Here is an 18,542-nt window from a genome sequence, read left to right on the forward strand (position 1 = left end):
AGTGTAATGACAGAGTCATAGCATGGTCTGGCAGCCGGGTGAGTTCGGCCGCAAGGTTCGTTTCTGCCGTTTGTTTGCGACTATTGTGGCATTTTTCTCGTGCTCCGGGAAAACACAACGCATTAAAATCCCCTTGTCGGCGTTAAATATGCATCAGGTGCCGGATTTTTCCACAATATTTCCCGCTAAAGGCCAACGGCAATATCATGGCCGGGCATTATTCAGGAGCAACCGTGTAGGCATGATGGCGGGGCTGCGCGGCGGCGGTTTTTCGGGTATGATGTGCGCCGCGCGCGAGCCGGCAGGCTGCGCGCGATAATCAGTCACCTCCCGAAAGACAGGAAAGTACACCATGCCAGTGTTACATAACCGAATTTCTAACGAGGAACTGAAGGCGCGCATGCTGGCGGAAACCGAGCCTCGCACCACAGTTTCTTTTTACAAATACTTCTCCATCGACGATCCCAAAGCGTTTCGCGACAGCCTGTACGTTCAGTTCGAAAAACTGAAGGTGTTCGGCCGCATCTACGTGGCGAAAGAGGGCATCAACGCGCAGATCAGCGTGCCGCAGCATAATTTCGACGCGTTCAAAGCTGCGCTGTTCGCCTCGCACCCGGCGCTGGATCAGGTGCGCCTGAACATCGCACTGGAAGACGACGGCAAATCCTTCTGGGTGCTGCGCCTCAAGGTGCGCGAGCGCATCGTGGCCGACGGCATCGATGACGAGAGCTTTGACCCAAGCAACGTCGGCGAGTATCTGCAGGCCGATCGCGTCAATCAGATGATCGACGATCCGAATACGGTGTTCGTCGATATGCGCAACCACTATGAGTACGAAGTCGGTCACTTCGAAAACGCCATCGAGGTACCGTCGGATACCTTCCGCGATCAGCTGCCGATGGCGGTGGAGATGCTGCAGGACAGCAAAGACAAAAACATCGTCATGTACTGCACCGGCGGCATTCGCTGTGAAAAAGCCAGCGCCTATATGCTGCACAACGGCTTTAAAAACATCTACCACGTGGAAGGCGGGATTATCGAGTACACCCGCAAAGCGAAAGAGCAGGGGTTGCCGCTGAAGTTTATCGGCAAAAACTTCGTGTTCGATGAGCGCATGGGCGAGCGCATCTCCGACGATGTGATCGCCAACTGCCACCAGTGCGGTGCGCCGTGCGACACCCACACCAACTGCAAGAACGACGGCTGCCATCTGCTGTTCATTCAGTGCCCGAGCTGCGCCGCCAAGTTTGAAGGGTGCTGCAGCGAGATTTGCCGCGAAGAGCTGAAGCTGCCGCGCGAAGAGCAGCGCGCGCGCCGTGCCGGCCGTGAAAACGGCGTCAAGATCTTCAATAAGTCGAAAGGCTTGTTGCAGACTACGATGCACATTCCGGCACCGGAAGAAGAAGGCCCAGCGCGCTGAGCCTGAGGAAATGAGAAGCCCGGCCGCCAAGCCGGGCTTTTTTTATTTCTCGCGCACGCCTTCTACGGAGATGATCAGCTCAACGTCTTGCGACGCCGGGCCCAGATCGGTGGTGATGCCGAAGTCTTTCAGCTTGATCTTGCCGTTGGCTTCAAAGCCGGCGCGGTAGCCGCCCCACGGATCGTTGCCCTGGCCAATCAGTTTGGCGTCCAGCGTGACCGGCTTGGTCACGCCGTTCAACGTCAGGTTACCGACCACCGCATAACCGTCGCCGCTTTTCTTCACGTCGGTGGATTCAAACTTGGCCTGCTTGTTCTTCTCTACGTTGAGGAACTCGGCGCTGCGCAGGTGCTTGTCGCGTTCTGCGTGGTTGGTGTCGACGCTGGCGGTATTGATGGTCACGTTGACCTTGTCCTTGGACGGATCTTTTTCGTCGAAGGTGAAGCCGCCGTCGAAGTCTTTAAAGCTGCCGTACAGCCAGCTGTAGCCCAGGTGCTGGATGCGGAATTCGATAAAGGCGTGCTGGCCCTGTTTGTCGATCTTGTAGTCCGCCGCCAGTGCGGAACCGGCGCTCAGCAGCAGGGCGCCTGCGGTCAGGCCCAATACGGTCTTTTTCAACATAGCAATCTCCATAAATCCAAAGGTTAATCGGCGCTGCTACCCAGCATCCGTTTCAAAGTGACATCACGATCGATAAAGTGATGTTTAAGCGCGGCCAGCCCGTGCAGTACCGAGAGCACTACCACGGCCCAGGCCAGGTAAAGGTGAATGGCGCCGGCGGTATCGGCTTGCTCCGCCATGCCGGTCACGGTGGCGGGCACGTCGAACCAGCCGAATACGCTGATCGGTTGGCCGTCGGCGGTCGAGATCAGATAGCCGCTGATCAGAATGCCGAACAACACGGCGTACAACGCCAGATGCGCGAGAATGGCGCTGACGCGAGTGAGGCGACCATAGCTGGCCAGAGGCTTGGGCGGCGGCGAGACAAAGCGCCAGATCACGCGGATCACCATGACGATGAACAGCAGCGCGCCGATGCTTTTGTGGATCTCCGGCGCCTGGTGGTACCAGACGTCGTAATAGCCCAGCGTAACCATCCACAGACCAAGTGCGAACATGCCGTACACCGTCAGCGCCACCAGCCAGTGGATCAACACTGACACATGGCCGAAACGATCGGCGGTATTTTTCCAGAGCATCCTGTTTCCTTCGATTACCGATTGGCTGGCTGCAATAATTAAACTTTAGGAAACATAAAATCAATAATAAATTTAACTATGTTACTTCTTAGAAATATTAGTCAGTGAATTTGTTTGAGATGTTCGGAATTCATCAGATAAATCGTTGAAGATGATATTATTTCTTTCACGTAACGATTATGCTAGTTGTTGAAAATTATGCTTATTATCTATTAATGTCAGCTTTTGTCATTTTACGTAAACCGTCCATAAATTGCTCGGTGGGATTATTTGTTGGCAAAGGTTATGCCTATTTCTCGCGGCGAAGAGCAGGGCGGAAAGATTAATTTTTTCGAACGGTTACGCGAAATCCTCTGCGGCATAACGGCGGACTTTGCTACCATTAGCGTCAAACATCGGCTCTTGATGGCCGGCTAACCCAGTGAAATAACAAGGAAACGTCATGGGCCGAACCCGTGTAACCGACAACAGCCTGCGTTTGGCCGTCCTGTTGGCGATGTTGGTGATCATTCTGGCTGGGGTAAAAGCCGCCGCCGACATCGTGGTGCCGTTTCTACTGGCGGTGTTCCTCGCCATGGTGCTGAACCCGCTGGTGGCGATGCTGGAACGCAGACGGGTGCCGCGCATCCTTGGGGTGACGCTGCTGGTGACGGCGGTGATTGTGGTCGTGATGCTGTTCATCGGCATGCTGGGCGCTTCGCTGAACGAGTTCGCCCGTTCGCTGCCGCAGTACCGCGGCATGATGATCGAGAAACTGCGCGAGCTGCAGTATTACGCCGATCGCTTCAATATCAGCCTCTCCAGCGAAGCGATGCTGCAATATGTCGATCCCAGCGCGGCGATGAATCTGGTTACCCGCATGTTGGGGCACCTGTCTGGCGCCATGACCAACGTCTTCCTGCTGCTGATGACCGTGGTGTTTATGCTGTTCGAAGTGCAGCTGCTGCCTTATAAGCTGCAGCAGGCGCTGGATAAGCCGAATGAAGGCCTCGCCGCGATGCGGCGGGCGCTGGACGGCGTGACGCGTTATCTGGTGATTAAAACCATCATCAGCCTGGCCACCGGGGTGATCGTCTGGATCTTCCTGGCGGCGGTCGGCGTACGCTTCGCCTTTATCTGGGGGCTGCTGGCGTTTCTGCTCAACTATATTCCCAATATCGGCTCGGTATTGGCCGCCATTCCGCCGCTGATTCAGGCGCTGCTGTTCAACGGATTGGGTGATGCGCTGGTGGTGGCGGGCGGCTTTATCGCTGTCAACATGGTGATCGGCAATATCCTCGAGCCGCGGGTGATGGGGCGCGGGCTGGGGTTATCGACGCTGGTGGTATTCCTGTCGCTGATTTTTTGGGGCTGGCTGCTCGGCCCGGTCGGCATGCTGCTGTCAGTGCCGCTGACGATCGTGGCGCGCATCGCGCTGGAAACCACCGAGGGCGGTTATCGGCTTGCGGTTATCCTGGGCGACGGCCGCCCGCCGCGTCAGCCTCCGGCGCCGCCGGAGTGAGGAAGATCTTGCCGTTCACACCGGGCTGCGCAGCGTGTTGCAGCGCCGCTGCGTACTGTTGCAAAGGGTAAATCGCGGCGGGTTGGCGCAACGCCAGCTGGCCGCGCCGCAGCAGCTGGAATAGCTGATAAAACGCCGTTTGCCACTGCGCCGGTGCCGCCTGCGCATTCCATTTACGCAGGTGGAACAGCGAAGCACGCAGCTTCAATTCGTCCACCACGCGCCGCCAGTCCACCTGGCGCCCACCCAGCAGGCCCAGCGCCACAAAGTCGCCGCCGGTGCGAACCGCCCGCGCCAGCTGCAATCCGTCTTCTCCGCCGATGCAGTCGATAGCGGCGCGGGCACCAAAGTGGGTCATTTGCGCCAGCTGCGGCGCCTCAATAACGCGCCAGGCGCCGGCGGCCAGCAGCGCCGGGCGATGAGTGAGGTTACGCACCACCACCGCCAGACGAATGCCACGCAGCGCCGTCATCTGTGCCAGCAGCAGGCTAACGGCGGAGCCGCCGCCGTTGAGCAGCAGCACGTCGCCGGCGTTGAGCGGCAGCCATTGCGTCAGCAGCACCCAGCAGGTGAGCGGGTTGATATAGATTTGCGCCGCGCTGGCGTCGTCGATGTCGTCCGGTACCCAGACCACCCGTTCTTCAGGCAGTGTGACGAAGGTTTGCCAGCTGCCGTCACCCGCTACCGCCAGTGCGCGTCGGCCGGTCGAGCGTCCGCTTTGCGGATCGACGATGACGCCTACGCCTTCATAGCCAGGCACCTGCGGCAGGGCGATGCGGTGCGCGTATTGGCCGTGAATCGGGATCAGGTCGGAAGGGTTGATCGGGGCATAGCGCATCTGCAGCAGCAGCCGGCCGGGGCGCAGCGGCGGCCTGCTCGTCTGCTGCAGCGCCAGCACCTGGGCGGGATCGCCGAAGCGGCTGAAGCTCAATCGGGGAAATGACGACGGCATGGGTTACATCACGAAGAAAAAAAAGACATCCAGCGCCAGCAGCACCAGCCACAGACAAAGATACAGCACCAGGTGCTCACGCACGTTGTTGACGATAGCCGCCAGTATTCGGTTTAACATTTCAGCCGCCTGAAGAAAGAGACCTTTGATTATAGTCCTTTTCTCGGCACCTTTTATAGCGGGGCGCGCGTGAGCGCTGGAAGAGTGGCGATAAAAAAGCCTGCGTTATCGCAGGCTTGATGTTACACCGCCAGCAGCGCCAGCGGCGTCGAATTCGTTGGTGCGCTGGGCGGGTAGAAATAACGCAGCACGTTATACAGCGAGTAGAACTCCAGCCGGTTGCGCGCGTTGATCTTCTCCGTGATGTGACGCTTGTGCACATACACCGTATGCGAGCTGATCTGCAGCTTTTTCGCGATGCGGTAGTTGGGCATTTCTGCCATCCAATATTTCATCACCGTCAGTTCCTGCGGGCTGAACAGGGAACGCTCTTCGCCGTCATCGGCCAGCGCCAGCGGATTTTCGCGCAGCGTGCGCAAGGTGAGTGGCAGAATGCTTTTATTGAACAGGAACGCGTTATCGGCGATGCGCATTGGCGTTTCGCTGTAGGGGTAAGGCGTATCGAGATAGATAAACAGCAAGGCAGACTGACTGGCTTCCATAAACGCCAGCAGCTGTGCGTCCGCTTCGTTATAGCGGCACTGGTTGCTGAGGTTCACCAGAATGTGGCTCGGCTGAAAGCTGGCCAACAGCGGCGTAGCGTACTCAATGCTGTGGCAGCACTTGATCGTTGTAATCCCACTATCAGCAAAGTAGCTGGCTATACCGACCCGGGTGAAGCAGCATTCGTCCACGACAAGTAGTTTCATGGTGACGTCCTTGTTGAAAGCCGATGGAGCATATCTTCTGTAAAATAGGACTTACACTGCAAGTGTTCAATTCGGAAATTCAAATGCTGAATGCAAGAAATTTCCGTTATCAGAATTTTTACTTGGTATTTAAAAGAGTTAGCAGGTTAATAAATTGTAACTGCCAAATTTTGCTGTCCAGGGCACGACGGCAACCTGGACAGAGAAACCTTTCGCTTAGCTAAATCGTTTCAGACCAAAGCTGGAGACGTCGACCGGCGGCGCTTTGTCCTGCGCGAACAGGGCGGCAATCTCACCCAGCGCGCTGGCGAACTTGAAGCCGTGGCCGCTCAATCCGCTGATGACCATCAGGCGATCGCACTCCGGCAGGGTATCGATAATAAAGTCTTCGTCGGGGCTCATGTCATAACTGCAGGCTTCGCCGTGTAAACATACGCCTACACCCGGCAAAAACTGCCGCAGGAAGGAGAAAACTTCGGTGCCGTCACTGGCGTAGCTACCGAAGGGTTTGCGCTGCTCGGGGGCGTCCATCGGCTGCCCACCGTCGTGTTTACCCACTTTCAGGCCGTCGTTATCCGCCGGGAAGCCGTAATAGTGCGTGCCGTCCTGCGCTTCGACGGTAAAGGCCGGGAAGCGATTGTTCACGCTGTAGCGGCCGTCCGCCTGATGCCAGGAGAAAACCTTGCGCAATGGCGCAATCGGCAGCTGCGGCAACAGCGCTTTCACCCAGGTGCCAGCGGTGACCACGGCTTTTCGCGCCGTGAAACGCCCTTCGCCGGTGACGACTGCAACGCCACCATCGATAGGCTCCACCGCGCTGACCGGGCAGTTGAACAGCTGGCTGCAGCCGGCCTCTTTCGCCAGCTTGATCAGGCTGGCCACCGCCAGCTCGGAGCGCAGGAAGCCGGCGTCCGGCTCGAAAACGCCGACGTAACCTTCCGGCGCACGGAATTCCGGCCAGCGTTGAGCGATCTGTTCGGCACTGAGGGTTTGTGCGTTCAGGCGGAATTTCTGCGCGCTCTGCTGAGCATTGCGAATGAATTCGGAGTGCTGCGGCCCCAAATTGATCACGCCGCACGACTGGAACAGTTCCTCGCCGGATTGTTGAATCAGCGCATTCCACAACGCCTGTGCGCGCAGCACCAGCGGCACGTACTTTTCACCTTCGCCGTAAGCGTGGCGGATAATGCGGGTATCGCCGTGATGGCTGCCGTTGCGGTGCGGGGGAATGGCGCTGTCGATCATCAGCACTTTCAAGCCGGCCCGGGTAGCGTAATACCCTGCCGCCGCGCCGACTGAACCGCTGCCCACCACAATCAAATCATATTCCACGTGCCCACCCTCTCTGATAGCGATTTCTTATCGCCCCATGATAAAAGGTTGCCGAGCGCAATGCACTGATTGAACGGCGAAAGGCAAAGAAAAAGGCGCCGGGAATGGGTCGCGGCGCCTCAGGGGTTAGGGGACGATGAATCAATGTTTTCTGCGATCAAGATCCTGGTAATCCGTAGCTTCAATCTTGGCGATGCCGGCCTCTAAGATATTGATTAATTGACGGGCGACATCTGTGGTCAGCCAAAGCGTTCTGTCTACTTGGGCTTCTTCTGGCGTTTGGTCTAGTGAAGACAGGTAATGAAGGCGTATCATCATGGCGTCGTAAACGTCGACAGTACTGATATCCCAACCGACAAGCGGGTGCGTCTGAATTACTTCATCATTTCTGTCCATAAAGACCCCTTATTGAGTAGTAACTACCGTGAGTGACTAACGAGGATCAATGCGGCTCATCATCATGAGAGCAATTACAGTATACGCATCCGCTTTCATCGGTGGAGGGGGTTGTCACCGAAATTTGCAAAATAAATATTTATTTGAACAATTATTCTACAAACCGGTATGCGAATTTTTGGATGAATAAAGCGCAGGGCATTATTCCGCGCCGGCTGGCGGCGGTGAACCGTGCAGGCATTTTTCCAGCTCTTCGGCCAAATGGGCGAAATGTTTCTGCGTTTCGGCGTCGCGGTTTTGGCTGTGCGATTCCAGCTTCAGGCTGTGGATCAGCAGTTGGTTGGCTTTGTCATCCAGGCTGAAGGCCAGATAAGAGAAAGCCACTTCCAATACGTTCAAGCGCCTTTTCTGATCGGCAATCAGCGCCAGCAGTTCACCAAACGTCATCGCGTCTTCGGATTTCACCTTGTCCGGGGCCATGCTTACTCCTTTGCGTTAAATACAGCGCTGAGGCGGATTTTGTTCCAAAGTAAGGGTAAGCGATGAATGGGCAGGGCGCCAGAAACAAAAAAGCCGGAGAGCGACCCCCGGCAAAAACAGCATTGCAGTGTTATTCTGCGCTGAACCACTCGTCCGCGCTTTCCCAGGTTTCCTGAAGGATTTCCTCGATCAGATCCCGGTCGGTTTTGGCGCCTCCCAGCACGGAGAGGCCGTTGGCGCCGGCATAACGTACTTGCACGACGGCGTCTGGAAACTGGCTATTGACCCGCTTGCCCAGTTCGCCGGTCAGTGCCTCAATGGCACCCGCCGGCAGCGGCCGGGTTTTATCTATAGTGACTTCAACACGCATAATTGCCCCCGAAGCGATTTACTGTTTATTTATACAGTTAACCGGGTGCGGGGGCAAGAGGGCGAAGCAAAAATATCAGTTTTTCAGCGACCAGTTCAGGGTTTCACCGGCCAGGAAGGGGATCACGGATTCATTGCCCAGGGCGATCTCTTCCGGTTGGGTGGTCGGCACGCGCTGCAGCTCGATGAAGTCTTCGTTGAGCGGCAGACCATAGAAGCGTGGGCCGTTGAGCGAGCAGAAGGCTTCAAAGTGCTCCAACGCGCCGAGTTGTTCGAACACGGCAGCGTAAGCCGGGATGGCATTCGGCGCGTTGAAGCAGCCGGCGCAGCCACAGCTGGATTCTTTGCGGTGCTTGAGATGCGGCGCGGAGTCGGTGCCGAGGAAGAAACGATCCGAACCGCTGGCGACCGCCTGACGCAGCGCTTCCTGGTGGACATTGCGCTTGAGGATCGGCAGGCAGAACAGGTGTGGGCGAATGCCGCCCACCAGCATGTGGTTGCGGTTGAACATCAGGTGCTGTGGCGTGATGGTGGCGCCGAGGAAACGATTGCCTGCCTGCACATATTGCGCCGCTTCTTTGGTGGTGATGTGCTCGAAGACGATCTTCAACTCTGGGAACTGGCGGCGGATAGGTTCCATGACCTGTTCGATAAAGCGCGCCTCGCGGTCGAAAATATCGACGGCAGGATCGGTCACTTCGCCGTGGATCAGCAGCGGCATGCCGATTTTTTGCATCTGTTCGAACAGCGGGTAAATGCCGGTCACGTCGCTGACGCCGTGGCTGGAGTTGGTCGTAGCGTTGGCCGGATACAGCTTGGCGGCGGTAAACACCCCTTGCTCGAAGCCGTTGACCAGTTCACTGGCCGCCAGGGAGTTGGTCAGGTAGCAGGTCATCAGCGGAGTGAAGTTGTGGCCCTGCGGGACCGCCGCCAGAATGCGATCGCGGTAGGCGCGCGCGGCGGCCACGGTCGTTACGGGGGGAACCAGGTTCGGCATCACGATCGCCCGGCCAAATACCTGGCTGGTATAGGGCACCACCGTTTTCAGCATCTCGTCGTCACGCAGGTGGATATGCCAGTCGTCTGGGCGGCGGATTTTCAGAACTTGAGGTTGTGCGGTCATCTAGCTAGGCTCCGGCGGTCAAATACGTCTAATGAAAAGCGAATAATGGGTTTATTCACGCCGGGGTGTAAGGATAAGCGGAAAGTGCCTGAGATGCATCTGTTTGTTGGCGACAAGTTGAAATCAATAGGGCGGCGGGCGCATAGTGGCAGAGATTTCAACGATGCCGACGCCAATACCGTCGACCTTCATCAAGTGGAAAGGGAGAAAGCAATGGAAGTACGCGTTATCGCCACCCTGCAAGCGAAAGCGGGATTTGAAGCCGCCGTCAGCGAAGCGGTGCACGATATTATCGAGCCGAGCCGCCAGGAGTTGGGCAACCTGCAGTATGATTTACATCGCGATCTGGAAAAGCCGGGCGTCTTCGTGTTCTTTGAGCGTTGGACCAGCAGCGAAGCGCTGGATAAGCATAATGAGACGGCGCATTTTCAGCAGTTCGTCAGCCGGCTTGACGGCAAGTTGGACGTTTTGGACATCAAGAAACTGAAAAAGATAGCCTGAGCCTTTTTACAGGCAAGAAAAAACCCGCCGATGGCGGGTTTTTTTTAGGGTTGCAGATTAACTCATTCGTTAACCGGCTGTGGCTTGGTGGCCGGCGCAGTCGCCTGGCTCACCGCCGAATGGCCGCCTGCCGAGCCTTTGCCTTCAAAGTTGAAGGAAGGGCGCTGCCAGTCGCTGTGCTTGCGTTCTTCCGGCACGTAGGCCGGCGCAGGCGCTTTGGTCATCGGCGCAGTGGCGATGTGTTTGTACAGCACGTCCTGCACGGCTTTCACCGGTGCCGGCTGCTGAGCAACCACAGGCGCAGGTTCCGCGGCGATTGGCGCTGGGACTTTTTCGACCGGAGCGGCTTCTACGGCGGCTGGCGCAGGTGCGGCTTCTGCCACTGGCGTTTCTTCCGCTGGCGTGGCTTCTACCGGTGCAGTTTCGACCACAGGCTTCTCTTCCACCAGCTTGGCTTCAACCACAGGTTCTGCAGTTACGGCTTCAGCTACCGGCTCGGCTTCCACTGCCGGGGCAGTCTCTTCCGCTTTCGGCTCTTCAACTGCGGCAGGTGCCGGTGCGGTTTCCACCGGTGCCGGGGTTTGCTCGGCCGGAGTGGCGATGACCGGTGCCACGGCTGCAACTTCTTCCGTTACGGTGACGGCTGCAGTTTCAACGGCAGCTTCTGGTGCCGGCTCGTTGACGCTGGCCGCAGCCTGAGTTTCTTCCACTGCAACGCTGTGTTGTTCAACCGCTGCGGCGACAACCGGTGCGGCTGCCTGTTCTACGACTTCGGCCTGCACTTCGGCTTCTTCAACCTGAGCAACCGGGTAGCTTACCCAGACTTTGCCCGACGCCATTTCCGGCGAAGCGAACGCGCCCACCAGCGGCATTGGGGATTGCAGCGGGTAACGCTCATCGCGGTAACGGCGGCGGCGCTGGCCGCTGACGCGCAGGTGACGCGGTGAACGACGGGAGCGACGCGGCATGCCTTCGCCGTTGCCGCGGTTTTCGCCCTGGGTATCGTCTTCCGGCTGAGCGGCAACGGTTTCCGGCAGCAGCTTGACGCTGTCGTCGGCGGTCGGCTGCGCGTCTTCGGCTTTCGCGACCGGCGCTTTCGGCGCCAACAGCTCTTCCGCTGCACGCTGCAGTTCTTCTTCCGCAGACAGGATGCGCACTTTCTGCGACAGAGGGCGGCGCTGACGGCGCTGCATGTTCTGCTGCTGGCGTTCTTCCTGCTCTTCGTCGGTGCTCTCGACCGTGTTAACGCTTTCCAGCGCTTTCACTTCCTGCTGAGCCTGGCGCTTCTCTTCCTGACGACGACGCTGGCGTTCAGCACGTTGCTCACGACGCTGCTGCTGATCTTCGCGCGGCGCTTTAGCGCTTTCTTCCGAGGCGGTTTCCTCAGCGACCGGTGCGTTCTGCTGCTGGTTGCGGCGGTTACGGCGCTGTTCATCGCGGGATTCACGCGATTCACGGCCTTCACGGTTCTCACGCGGTTCACGGTTGTCGCGCTCGCGATTGTCACGGCCTTCACCGCGCTCTTTACGCTCGCCGCGCTCCGGACGATCACCACGCTCACCGCGCTCTTTACGGCCGGTGCCTTGACGGCGCTGACCGCGACGATCCTGACGACGGTTTTCACCGTTGCCTTCCGCCTTCGGCGTTTCGGCCGGTTTGGCTTCTTCGACGGCAGATTGTTCTTCACCGGCGAACAGGCTCTTCAGACCCCCAAACAGGCGGCCCAAGAAGCCCGGCTTGGCGGCGACCGACGCTGCGGCTTGGGCCTTGGCGGCGGCAGCGGCAGGCTTGGCCACGGCGACAGTTTCTTCAGCCGGCGGCGGCGCATCGGCGGACAGGGAGAAGGAAGCCAGGGCCGGTTGCTCCGGACGCTTGCGTTCCATCGGCGCATCTTCCAGCGGGCGCTCCATGTCTTCTTCATGCAGCTTCGGCAGCAGGTAGCTCAGGGTAGAGGTTTCCTCACCTTTACGCACACGCAGCACCGAGTAGTGCGGGGTTTGCATCTGATCGTTCGGCACGATGACGGCTTTCACGCCGCCCTGGCGTTTTTCGATCGCGCTGACGGATTCGCGCTTTTCGTTCAGCAGGTACGAAGCGACCTGAACCGGCACGATAGCGTGAACTTCTTTGGTGTTTTCCTTCAGCGCTTCTTCTTCGATCAGGCGCAGGATGGACAGCGCCAGCGATTCGTTGTCGCGGATGGTGCCGGTGCCGTTACAGCGTGGGCACACGTGGTGGCTGGACTCGCCCAGCGACGGGCTGAGGCGCTGACGGGACATTTCCAGCAGGCCGAAACGGGAAATGCGGCCGATCTGGATGCGCGCACGGTCCTGGCGCACGGCGTCGCGCAGGCGGTTTTCCACTTCGCGCTGGTGGCGAACCGGCGTCATGTCGATGAAGTCGATGACGATCAGGCCGCCAAGGTCACGCAGGCGCAGCTGGCGAGCGATCTCGTCCGCCGCTTCCAGGTTGGTGTTGAACGCCGTCTCTTCGATGTCGCCGCCGCGGGTTGCGCGGGCGGAGTTGATGTCGATGGCGGTCAGCGCTTCGGTGCTGTCGATGACGATCGAGCCGCCGGACGGCAGGCGCACTTCACGCTGGAAGGCGGATTCGATCTGCGATTCGATCTGGTAGTGGCTGAACAGAGGGATTTCACCGCTGTACAGTTTAATTTTGCTGCTGAAATCCGGGCGGCCCAGCGCAGCGATGTGCTCTTTGGCCAGATCGAGAATTTTCGGGTTGTCGATCAGGATTTCGCCGATGTCCGGGCGCAGGTAATCGCGGAAGGCGCGCACGATAACGTTGCTTTCCTGGTGGATCAGGAACGGCGCAGGGCGGCCTTCGGCGGCTTTTTTAATCGCTTCCCAGTGCTTCAGACGGAAGGAGAGATCCCACTGCAGCGCGTCGGCGGATTTGCCTACGCCCGCGGTGCGAACGATCAGGCCCATGCCGTCCGGCAGTTGCAACGAGGAGAGCGCTTCTTTCAGCTCGGTGCGATCGTCGCCCTCGATGCGGCGGGAAATACCACCGGCACGCGGGTTGTTCGGCATCAGCACCAGATAGCTGCCCGCCAGGCTGATGAAGGTGGTCAAGGCGGCGCCTTTGTTGCCACGTTCTTCTTTGTCTACCTGAACGATGACTTCCTGGCCTTCGCGCAGCACATCTTTGATGTTCGGGCGGCCATGGGAAGAGTAATTGCTAGGGAAGTATTCGCGGGCGATTTCTTTAAGGGGGAGGAAACCATGTCGTTCTGCGCCGTAGTCCACGAACGCTGCTTCAAGACTTGGTTCAATGCGGGTGATTTTGCCTTTGTAAATATTCGCTTTTTTCTGCTCATGACCCGGACTTTCGATATCCAAATCATACAGCCGCTGTCCATCTACGAGGGCAACACGCAACTCTTCCTGCTGAGTTGCGTTAATCAACATTCTTTTCATCTTAACTTACTCGTTATTTTTACATTATCGACAAAGCTGCGGGCAAAATAACCTCATGGCCGGAGTTAAACCGAAAGCCCCGTGTCTTCTCGCAAAGCCGTCAACCTCACGGTTGTCGCCTGCATAGGGGCGCATTATCTCGGTAAGCCTGCTTTTCTTTGTGAAAGACAGCACTTTTACTAGGGGAATAGCCTCTGATTTACGTCGACAGATCTGATTCCATTTGCCGGCCAAGCTGCAACCCGCAGCCCGCTAATTGTTTGATTTCGCATTACGTCTTACGCCATTGCTGCGTTTTTGCGCGATCAGACAAATTTTATAATTCCACCGTTTTCCCTGTTTAACGAGAATCAACGCGGAAAGTGACTGCATTATTCCACTGCTGATGCCGTTATAGCAAGGTGACTTTTCCTTAACTGCGGAAGAAATCGCAAACGTTCAAATCGGCTTGCTGCCTTATTGTCCGCTGGGGTTTCGCCCGCCGTCAGAGAGACAGTTAAGCACAGAAAAAGATGTGGCGCTATTCACGCGCTCTATTTAGAATCCCGCACCATGAAAACGAACAATCCAGCAGTACAATTCATCACGATTTCCGACGACGAAGCCGGTCAGAGAATCGACAACTTTCTGCTCGCTCGCCTGAAAGGCGTGCCGAAGAGCATGATTTATCGCATCGTGCGTAAGGGCGAGGTGCGGGTCAATAAAGGGCGCATCAAGGTCGAATACAAATTGGCGGCCGGCGACGTGGTGCGCGTGCCGCCGGTACGGGTGGCCGAGCGCGAAGAGACGCCGGTGTCGGCCAAGCTGGATAAGGTAGCCGCATTGGCCGACTGCATCCTTTATGAAGACGACCACCTGCTGATCCTCAACAAGCCCTCCGGCACCGCGGTGCATGGCGGCAGCGGCCTGAGCTTCGGCGTGATCGAAGGGCTGCGCGCGCTGCGCCCGGAAGCCCGTTTCCTCGAGCTGGTGCACCGTCTGGATCGCGACACCTCCGGCGTGCTGCTGGTGGCCAAGAAGCGCTCCGCGCTGCGCTCGCTGCACGAACAGCTGCGGCTGAAGGGGATGCAGAAGGATTATCTGGCGCTGGTGCGCGGCCAGTGGCAATCCCACTGCAAGGCCGTACAGGCGCCGCTGCTGAAAAACATTCTGCAAAGCGGTGAGCGCATCGTGCGCGTCAGCAGCGAAGGCAAGCCTTCGGAAACCCGCTTCAAGGTGGAAGAGCGTTACGAATTCGCCACCCTGGTGAAGGCCAGCCCGATAACCGGGCGCACTCACCAGATCCGCGTGCACACGCTGCATGCCGGGCACCCGATCGCCTTTGACGATCGCTATGGCGACCGCGAGTTCGATCGCCAGCTGGCGGGTACCGGCCTGAAGCGGTTGTTCCTGCACGCCGCAGCGCTGCGCTTTGAGCATCCATCCACCGGCGAAACGATGCGCATCGAAGCGCCGATGGACGAAGAGCTGCGCCACTGCCTGCAGGTGCTGCGCCGGCAGGCGGCCAAGTAATCCGCGTCAGACCAGCGGGTTGATGCCCTCAGCCCGCAACATCTCCAACAGCGCGATCAACGGCAGGCCGATCAGGGCGTTCGGGTCCCGGCCTTCCAGCCTGTCGAACAGTGCGATCCCCAATCCTTCACTCTTAAAACTGCCTGCGCAGTTCAGCGGTTGCTCCAGGCGAACATAGGCAGCGATCTCCGTTTCGCTCAGCGCGCGAAAATGCACGTGGAACGGCTCGCACAGGGCCTGCAGCTGCTTGCTACGGCCGTTGTACAGCGCCAGGCCGGTATAAAAAGTCACGGCCTGGCCGCTGGCCTGGCGCAGCTGCGCCCGGGCGTTCTCCTCGGTATGGGGCTTGCCGGTGATGTTGCCATCGATCACGCAGACCTGATCGGAGCCGATGATCAGATGCTCGGGATAGGCGAGGGCCAGCGCCTGAGCCTTCGCCGCCGCCAGGCGCAGCACCAGCGCTTCGGCGGTTTCACCCGGCAGTGGGGTTTCATCCACCTCGGGTGCGGCGCAGTCGAAGGGTAGCTGCAGCTTCTCCAGCAGCATTTTTCGATAGGGGGAGGTGGAGGCTAAAAGCAATCTCTGCATAATTTTTTTCGCAAACCGTAGCGTAAATGGGTACGGCATTTTAAACTGTCGGCCGCTGTGGAAGCGAATATTGGTGAAAGGAGCCGTTTTACGGCCTTTTTCTTTGACTCTATGTCGTTACAAAGTTAATATGCGCGCCCTATGCAAAAGGTAAAATTACCCTTGACCATTGATGCGGTACGTACCGCTCAGAAACGCCTGGACTATGCTGGTGTCTATGCGCCTGAGCAGGTTACTCGTGTTGCCGACTCCGTGGTCAGTGTGGACAGTGATGTCGAGGTGTCGTTGTCGTTCAATATCGACAATCAGCGCCTCGCGGTGATAACAGGGCATGCGGACGTCACGGTAACGTTGATGTGCCAACGCTGTGGAGTCCCGTTCGAACATCAGGTTCACACAACATATTGTTTTAGCCCGGTCGTCAATGATGAGCAGGCTGAGGCATTACCGGAAGCGTACGAACCGATCGAAGTTGACGAGTTTGGCGAAGTCGATCTGTTGGCAATGATTGAAGACGAAATTATTCTTTCACTGCCTGTCGTTCCGGTACATGAATCTGAACACTGTGAAGTGTCCGAAGCGGACATGGTATTCGGCCAACTGCCTCCCGAGGCGGAGAAACCGAATCCGTTTGCCGTATTAGCCAGTTTAAAGCGTAAGTAATTGAGGAGTAAGGTCCATGGCCGTACAACAGAATAAACCAACCCGTTCCAAGCGTGGCATGCGTCGTTCTCACGATGCTCTGACCACGACTACTCTGTCTGTAGACAAAGTATCCGGTGAAACTCACCGTCGTCACCACATCACTGCCGACGGTTTCTACCGCGGTCGCAAGGTTATCGGCTAAGTAGCGATACCTTGACTCGTCTAACCCTGGCGTTAGATGCAATGGGCGGGGACTTCGGTCCCTGCGTCACAGTGCCTGCTTCGTTGCAGGCACTGGCCTCTAATTTACAGCTTCATCTCCTGCTGGTCGGCAATCCCGACGTCATCTCCCCTTTGCTTGCCCACGCCGATCCGGTTCTTCTGGAGCGTCTGCAAGTCGTGCCCGCCGAGTCCGTGATTGCCGGCGACGCCAAACCTTCACAAGCGATACGCGCCAGCCGCGGCACGTCGATGCGCATTGCGCTCGAGCAGCTCAGCAGCGGAAACGCGCAGGGCTGCGTCAGCGCCGGCAATACCGGTGCGCTGATGGGATTGGCGAAGCTGTTGGTCAAGCCGCTGGAGGGCATCGAACGCCCAGCGCTGATGACGGCGATCCCGAATCAGCAACGCAGTAAAACCGTGGTGCTGGATCTGGGCGCCAACGTCGAGTGCGACAGCACCATGCTGGTGCAGTTTGCCGTGATGGGCGCGGTGATGGCGGAAGAGGTGATCGGCATTGCGCAACCGCGGGTGGCGCTGCTGAATATTGGCGAAGAAGAGACCAAAGGCCTGGATAATATCCGCGAAGCGGCCGCTGTGCTAAAAAATACTCCGGCAATCAACTATATTGGTTACCTGGAAGGAAACGAACTGCTCACCGGTAAGACCGACGTGTTGGTTTGCGATGGCTTCGTGGGCAACGTCACCCTGAAAACCATGGAAGGGGTGGTCAGGGTGTTCTTATCGCTGCTGAAATCGTCCGGCGACGGAAACAAGCAAGCGTGGTGGCTGAAATTGTTGGGCCGTTGGTTGCAAAAACGGGTGGTTAAGCGGTTCGGCCACCTGAACCCCGACCAGTATAATGGCGCATGTCTGTTAGGATTGCGCAGCACCGTAGTCAAGAGCCACGGCGCTGCGAACCCTCACGCGTTTGCAGTCGCAATCGAACAGGCTGTGCAGGCGGTGCAGCGGCAAGTCCCGGAAAGGATTGCTGCGCGCCTTGAGGCTGTATTACCTAAGAGTGACTGATCGTACATGTATACAAAGATTCTCGGTACGGGGAGTTATTTGCCCGTACAAGTGCGCACCAATGCTGATTTGGAAAAAATGGTGGATACCTCTGACGAGTGGATCGTCACGCGTACCGGTATCCGCGAACGTCGCATCGCCGCTGCGGATGAAACCGTTGCGACGATGAGCTTCCAGGCCGCTGAGAAAGCGCTGGAAATGGCAGGTGTGGCTAAAGAAGACATTGGGCTGATCGTCGTGGCGACCACCACGACCACTCACGCGTTCCCGAGCGCGGCGTGCCTGGTGCAGCAAATGCTGGGCATCAAAGACTGCGCGGCGTTCGATCTGGCTGCGGCCTGCGCCGGCTTTACTTACGCGCTCAGCGTGGCCGATCAGTACGTGAAAAACGGCGCGGTCAAACATGCGCTGGTTATCGGCGCGGACGTCTTGTCGCGCACGCTGGATCCTGAAGATCGCGGCACCATCATTCTGTTTGGCGATGGCGCAGGGGCGGTGGTGCTGGGGGCTTCTGAAGCGCCGGGCATTCTGTCTACCCATCTGCATGCCGACGGCAGCTACGGCAACCTGCTGACGCTGCCGTACAAGGATCGTCAGAATCAAGACAAGCCGGCCTATGTCACCATGGCGGGCAACGAAGTCTTCAAGGTTGCGGTTACCGAGCTGGCGCGCATCGTCGATGAGACGTTGCAGGCCAACAACATGGACCGCAGCGAGCTGGATTGGCTGGTACCGCACCAGGCCAACCTGCGCATCATCAGCGCAACGGCGAAAAAACTGGGCATGGGAATGGACAAAGTGGTGGTGACGCTCGATCGTCACGGCAACACCTCTGCCGCCTCGGTGCCTTCCGCGCTGGACGAAGCCGTGCGCGACGGGCGAATTCAGCGTGGCCAACTGGTGCTGCTGGAAGCCTTCGGCGGCGGCTTTACCTGGGGCTCGGCGCTGGTTCGTTTCTGATTTGGACAGG

At 58.0% G+C, this 18,542-nt stretch carries 21 protein-coding genes; 9 read left to right on the plus strand and 12 right to left on the minus strand.

Translation table 11 applies throughout. From position 1 onward, the window contains the following. Positions 1-22 precede the first annotated feature (22 nt). Together EKL15_RS03535 and EKL15_RS03540 are read left to right on the plus strand one after the other, a co-directional pair. A complete protein-coding gene (locus EKL15_RS03535) occupies positions 23-319 on the plus strand; it encodes a hypothetical protein (protein ID WP_203088788.1) in 297 nt (98 codons plus the stop codon). A 33-nt stretch (positions 320-352) separates the two neighbouring features. Beyond that, the gene (locus EKL15_RS03540) at positions 353-1,420 is read left to right on the plus strand and encodes a rhodanese-related sulfurtransferase (RefSeq protein ID WP_033638032.1); all 1,068 of its coding nucleotides are present in this window, start codon (positions 353-355) and stop codon (positions 1,418-1,420) included. A gap of 42 nt (positions 1,421-1,462) precedes the next feature. On the opposite strand, the gene EKL15_RS03545 is transcribed toward EKL15_RS03540, so the two are convergent. Both EKL15_RS03545 and EKL15_RS03550 read right to left on the minus strand, forming a co-directional pair. Further along, the gene (locus tag EKL15_RS03545) at positions 1,463-2,041 is read right to left on the minus strand and encodes a YceI family protein (protein ID WP_060440214.1); all 579 of its coding nucleotides are present in this window, start codon (positions 2,039-2,041) and stop codon (positions 1,463-1,465) included. Between the two features lie 23 nt (positions 2,042-2,064). Further along, a complete protein-coding gene (locus EKL15_RS03550; protein ID WP_033646456.1) occupies positions 2,065-2,619 on the minus strand; it encodes a cytochrome b in 555 nt (184 codons plus the stop codon). Positions 2,620-3,061: 442 nt separating this feature from the next. Here EKL15_RS03550 and EKL15_RS03555 point away from each other — a divergent pair, with 442 nt between their 5' ends. Beyond that, positions 3,062-4,120 (plus strand): AI-2E family transporter, encoded by a 1,059-nt coding sequence (locus EKL15_RS03555; protein WP_203088798.1) that lies wholly within the window; start codon positions 3,062-3,064, stop codon positions 4,118-4,120. On the opposite strand, the gene EKL15_RS03560 is transcribed toward EKL15_RS03555, so the two are convergent. The 8 genes from EKL15_RS03560 to pyrC all read right to left on the minus strand — a co-directional run bounded on the left by EKL15_RS03560 (position 4,068) and on the right by pyrC (position 9,641). Continuing rightward, positions 4,068-5,072, minus strand: coding sequence for a zinc-dependent alcohol dehydrogenase family protein (locus EKL15_RS03560; RefSeq protein WP_203088800.1), 1,005 nt, complete (start codon positions 5,070-5,072; stop codon positions 4,068-4,070). The two genes, EKL15_RS03555 and EKL15_RS03560, sit on opposite strands and share 53 nt — an antisense overlap. A gap of 3 nt (positions 5,073-5,075) precedes the next feature. After that, positions 5,076-5,192 (minus strand): DUF2770 family protein, encoded by a 117-nt coding sequence (locus EKL15_RS03565; RefSeq protein ID WP_203088802.1) that lies wholly within the window; start codon positions 5,190-5,192, stop codon positions 5,076-5,078. Positions 5,193-5,314: 122 nt separating this feature from the next. Then, positions 5,315-5,941 (minus strand): LuxR C-terminal-related transcriptional regulator, encoded by a 627-nt coding sequence (locus EKL15_RS03570; RefSeq protein ID WP_038875489.1) that lies wholly within the window; start codon positions 5,939-5,941, stop codon positions 5,315-5,317. Between the two features lie 216 nt (positions 5,942-6,157). Next, positions 6,158-7,273: an N-methyl-L-tryptophan oxidase gene (gene solA / locus EKL15_RS03575; RefSeq protein ID WP_126180784.1), complete on the minus strand. Its 1,116-nt coding sequence runs from the start codon at positions 7,271-7,273 to the stop codon at positions 6,158-6,160. Between the two features lie 141 nt (positions 7,274-7,414). Beyond that, positions 7,415-7,669, minus strand: a complete 255-nt coding sequence (bssS, locus tag EKL15_RS03580; protein ID WP_004927812.1) for a biofilm formation regulator BssS — start codon at positions 7,667-7,669, stop codon at positions 7,415-7,417. Positions 7,670-7,870: 201 nt separating this feature from the next. Then, positions 7,871-8,149, minus strand: coding sequence for a hypothetical protein (locus EKL15_RS03585; RefSeq protein WP_038875495.1), 279 nt, complete (start codon positions 8,147-8,149; stop codon positions 7,871-7,873). A gap of 130 nt (positions 8,150-8,279) precedes the next feature. Next, positions 8,280-8,519, minus strand: a complete 240-nt coding sequence (gene dinI / locus EKL15_RS03590) for a DNA damage-inducible protein I (protein ID WP_203088804.1) — start codon at positions 8,517-8,519, stop codon at positions 8,280-8,282. Between the two features lie 75 nt (positions 8,520-8,594). Then, positions 8,595-9,641, minus strand: a complete 1,047-nt coding sequence (gene pyrC, locus EKL15_RS03595; protein ID WP_060440211.1) for a dihydroorotase — start codon at positions 9,639-9,641, stop codon at positions 8,595-8,597. Between the two features lie 213 nt (positions 9,642-9,854). On the opposite strand from pyrC, the gene EKL15_RS03600 reads away from it, so the two are divergent. After that, positions 9,855-10,142, plus strand: a complete 288-nt coding sequence (locus EKL15_RS03600; RefSeq protein WP_197785523.1) for a putative quinol monooxygenase — start codon at positions 9,855-9,857, stop codon at positions 10,140-10,142. A gap of 62 nt (positions 10,143-10,204) precedes the next feature. Here the strand turns inward: EKL15_RS03600 and rne are convergent, their stop codons facing one another. Further along, on the minus strand, positions 10,205-13,579 hold the full coding sequence (gene rne, locus EKL15_RS03605) for a ribonuclease E (RefSeq protein WP_203088806.1): 3,375 nt from the start codon (positions 13,577-13,579) through the stop codon (positions 10,205-10,207). A 552-nt stretch (positions 13,580-14,131) separates the two neighbouring features. On the opposite strand from rne, the gene rluC reads away from it, so the two are divergent. Beyond that, positions 14,132-15,091, plus strand: coding sequence for a 23S rRNA pseudouridine(955/2504/2580) synthase RluC (gene rluC, locus EKL15_RS03610; RefSeq protein WP_038875510.1), 960 nt, complete (start codon positions 14,132-14,134; stop codon positions 15,089-15,091). A gap of 6 nt (positions 15,092-15,097) precedes the next feature. Here the strand turns inward: rluC and EKL15_RS03615 are convergent, their stop codons facing one another. Further along, positions 15,098-15,679, minus strand: coding sequence for a nucleoside triphosphate pyrophosphatase (locus EKL15_RS03615; RefSeq protein WP_084826406.1), 582 nt, complete (start codon positions 15,677-15,679; stop codon positions 15,098-15,100). 141 nt (positions 15,680-15,820) lie between these two features. Here EKL15_RS03615 and yceD point away from each other — a divergent pair, with 141 nt between their 5' ends. From yceD to EKL15_RS03635, 4 genes are read left to right on the plus strand one after another with little or no spacing between them, the layout of a single operon-like run. After that, complete coding sequence (gene yceD / locus EKL15_RS03620) at positions 15,821-16,342, plus strand: 23S rRNA accumulation protein YceD (RefSeq protein ID WP_004927780.1); 522 nt, start codon at positions 15,821-15,823, stop codon at positions 16,340-16,342. A gap of 16 nt (positions 16,343-16,358) precedes the next feature. Then, complete coding sequence (rpmF, locus tag EKL15_RS03625) at positions 16,359-16,526, plus strand: 50S ribosomal protein L32 (RefSeq protein ID WP_004927778.1); 168 nt, start codon at positions 16,359-16,361, stop codon at positions 16,524-16,526. An 11-nt stretch (positions 16,527-16,537) separates the two neighbouring features. Next, a complete protein-coding gene (gene plsX, locus EKL15_RS03630) occupies positions 16,538-17,572 on the plus strand; it encodes a phosphate acyltransferase PlsX (protein WP_071845251.1) in 1,035 nt (344 codons plus the stop codon). Positions 17,573-17,578: 6 nt separating this feature from the next. Then, positions 17,579-18,532, plus strand: coding sequence for a beta-ketoacyl-ACP synthase III (locus EKL15_RS03635; RefSeq protein ID WP_025302411.1), 954 nt, complete (start codon positions 17,579-17,581; stop codon positions 18,530-18,532). The last annotated feature ends 10 nt before the right edge of the window (positions 18,533-18,542 follow it).

This window comes from Serratia sp. 4542 (assembly GCF_016805595.1).
GTDB lineage: Bacteria > Pseudomonadota > Gammaproteobacteria > Enterobacterales > Enterobacteriaceae > Serratia > Serratia nevei.

Bases quoted from the DNA above. Each gene is read 5' to 3' on its own strand.
- EKL15_RS03535 (WP_203088788.1), top strand. From the start codon at position 23: ATGGTCTGGCAGCCGGGTGAGTTCGGCCGCAAGGTTCGTTTCTGCCGT.
- EKL15_RS03540 (WP_033638032.1), top strand. From the start codon at position 353: ATGCCAGTGTTACATAACCGAATTTCTAACGAGGAACTGAAGGCGCGC.
- EKL15_RS03545 (WP_060440214.1), bottom strand. From the start codon at position 2,041: ATGTTGAAAAAGACCGTATTGGGCCTGACCGCAGGCGCCCTGCTGCTG.
- EKL15_RS03550 (WP_033646456.1), bottom strand. From the start codon at position 2,619: ATGCTCTGGAAAAATACCGCCGATCGTTTCGGCCATGTGTCAGTGTTG.
- EKL15_RS03555 (WP_203088798.1), top strand. From the start codon at position 3,062: ATGGGCCGAACCCGTGTAACCGACAACAGCCTGCGTTTGGCCGTCCTG.
- EKL15_RS03560 (WP_203088800.1), bottom strand. From the start codon at position 5,072: ATGCCGTCGTCATTTCCCCGATTGAGCTTCAGCCGCTTCGGCGATCCC.
- EKL15_RS03565 (WP_203088802.1), bottom strand. From the start codon at position 5,192: ATGTTAAACCGAATACTGGCGGCTATCGTCAACAACGTGCGTGAGCAC.
- EKL15_RS03570 (WP_038875489.1), bottom strand. From the start codon at position 5,941: ATGAAACTACTTGTCGTGGACGAATGCTGCTTCACCCGGGTCGGTATA.
- bssS (WP_004927812.1), bottom strand. From the start codon at position 7,669: ATGGACAGAAATGATGAAGTAATTCAGACGCACCCGCTTGTCGGTTGG.
- EKL15_RS03585 (WP_038875495.1), bottom strand. From the start codon at position 8,149: ATGGCCCCGGACAAGGTGAAATCCGAAGACGCGATGACGTTTGGTGAA.
- dinI (WP_203088804.1), bottom strand. From the start codon at position 8,519: ATGCGTGTTGAAGTCACTATAGATAAAACCCGGCCGCTGCCGGCGGGT.
- pyrC (WP_060440211.1), bottom strand. From the start codon at position 9,641: ATGACCGCACAACCTCAAGTTCTGAAAATCCGCCGCCCAGACGACTGG.
- EKL15_RS03600 (WP_197785523.1), top strand. From the start codon at position 9,855: ATGGAAGTACGCGTTATCGCCACCCTGCAAGCGAAAGCGGGATTTGAA.
- rne (WP_203088806.1), bottom strand. From the start codon at position 13,579: ATGAAAAGAATGTTGATTAACGCAACTCAGCAGGAAGAGTTGCGTGTT.
- rluC (WP_038875510.1), top strand. From the start codon at position 14,132: ATGAAAACGAACAATCCAGCAGTACAATTCATCACGATTTCCGACGAC.
- EKL15_RS03615 (WP_084826406.1), bottom strand. From the start codon at position 15,679: ATGCAGAGATTGCTTTTAGCCTCCACCTCCCCCTATCGAAAAATGCTG.
- yceD (WP_004927780.1), top strand. From the start codon at position 15,821: ATGCAAAAGGTAAAATTACCCTTGACCATTGATGCGGTACGTACCGCT.
- rpmF (WP_004927778.1), top strand. From the start codon at position 16,359: ATGGCCGTACAACAGAATAAACCAACCCGTTCCAAGCGTGGCATGCGT.
- EKL15_RS03635 (WP_025302411.1), top strand. From the start codon at position 17,579: ATGTATACAAAGATTCTCGGTACGGGGAGTTATTTGCCCGTACAAGTG.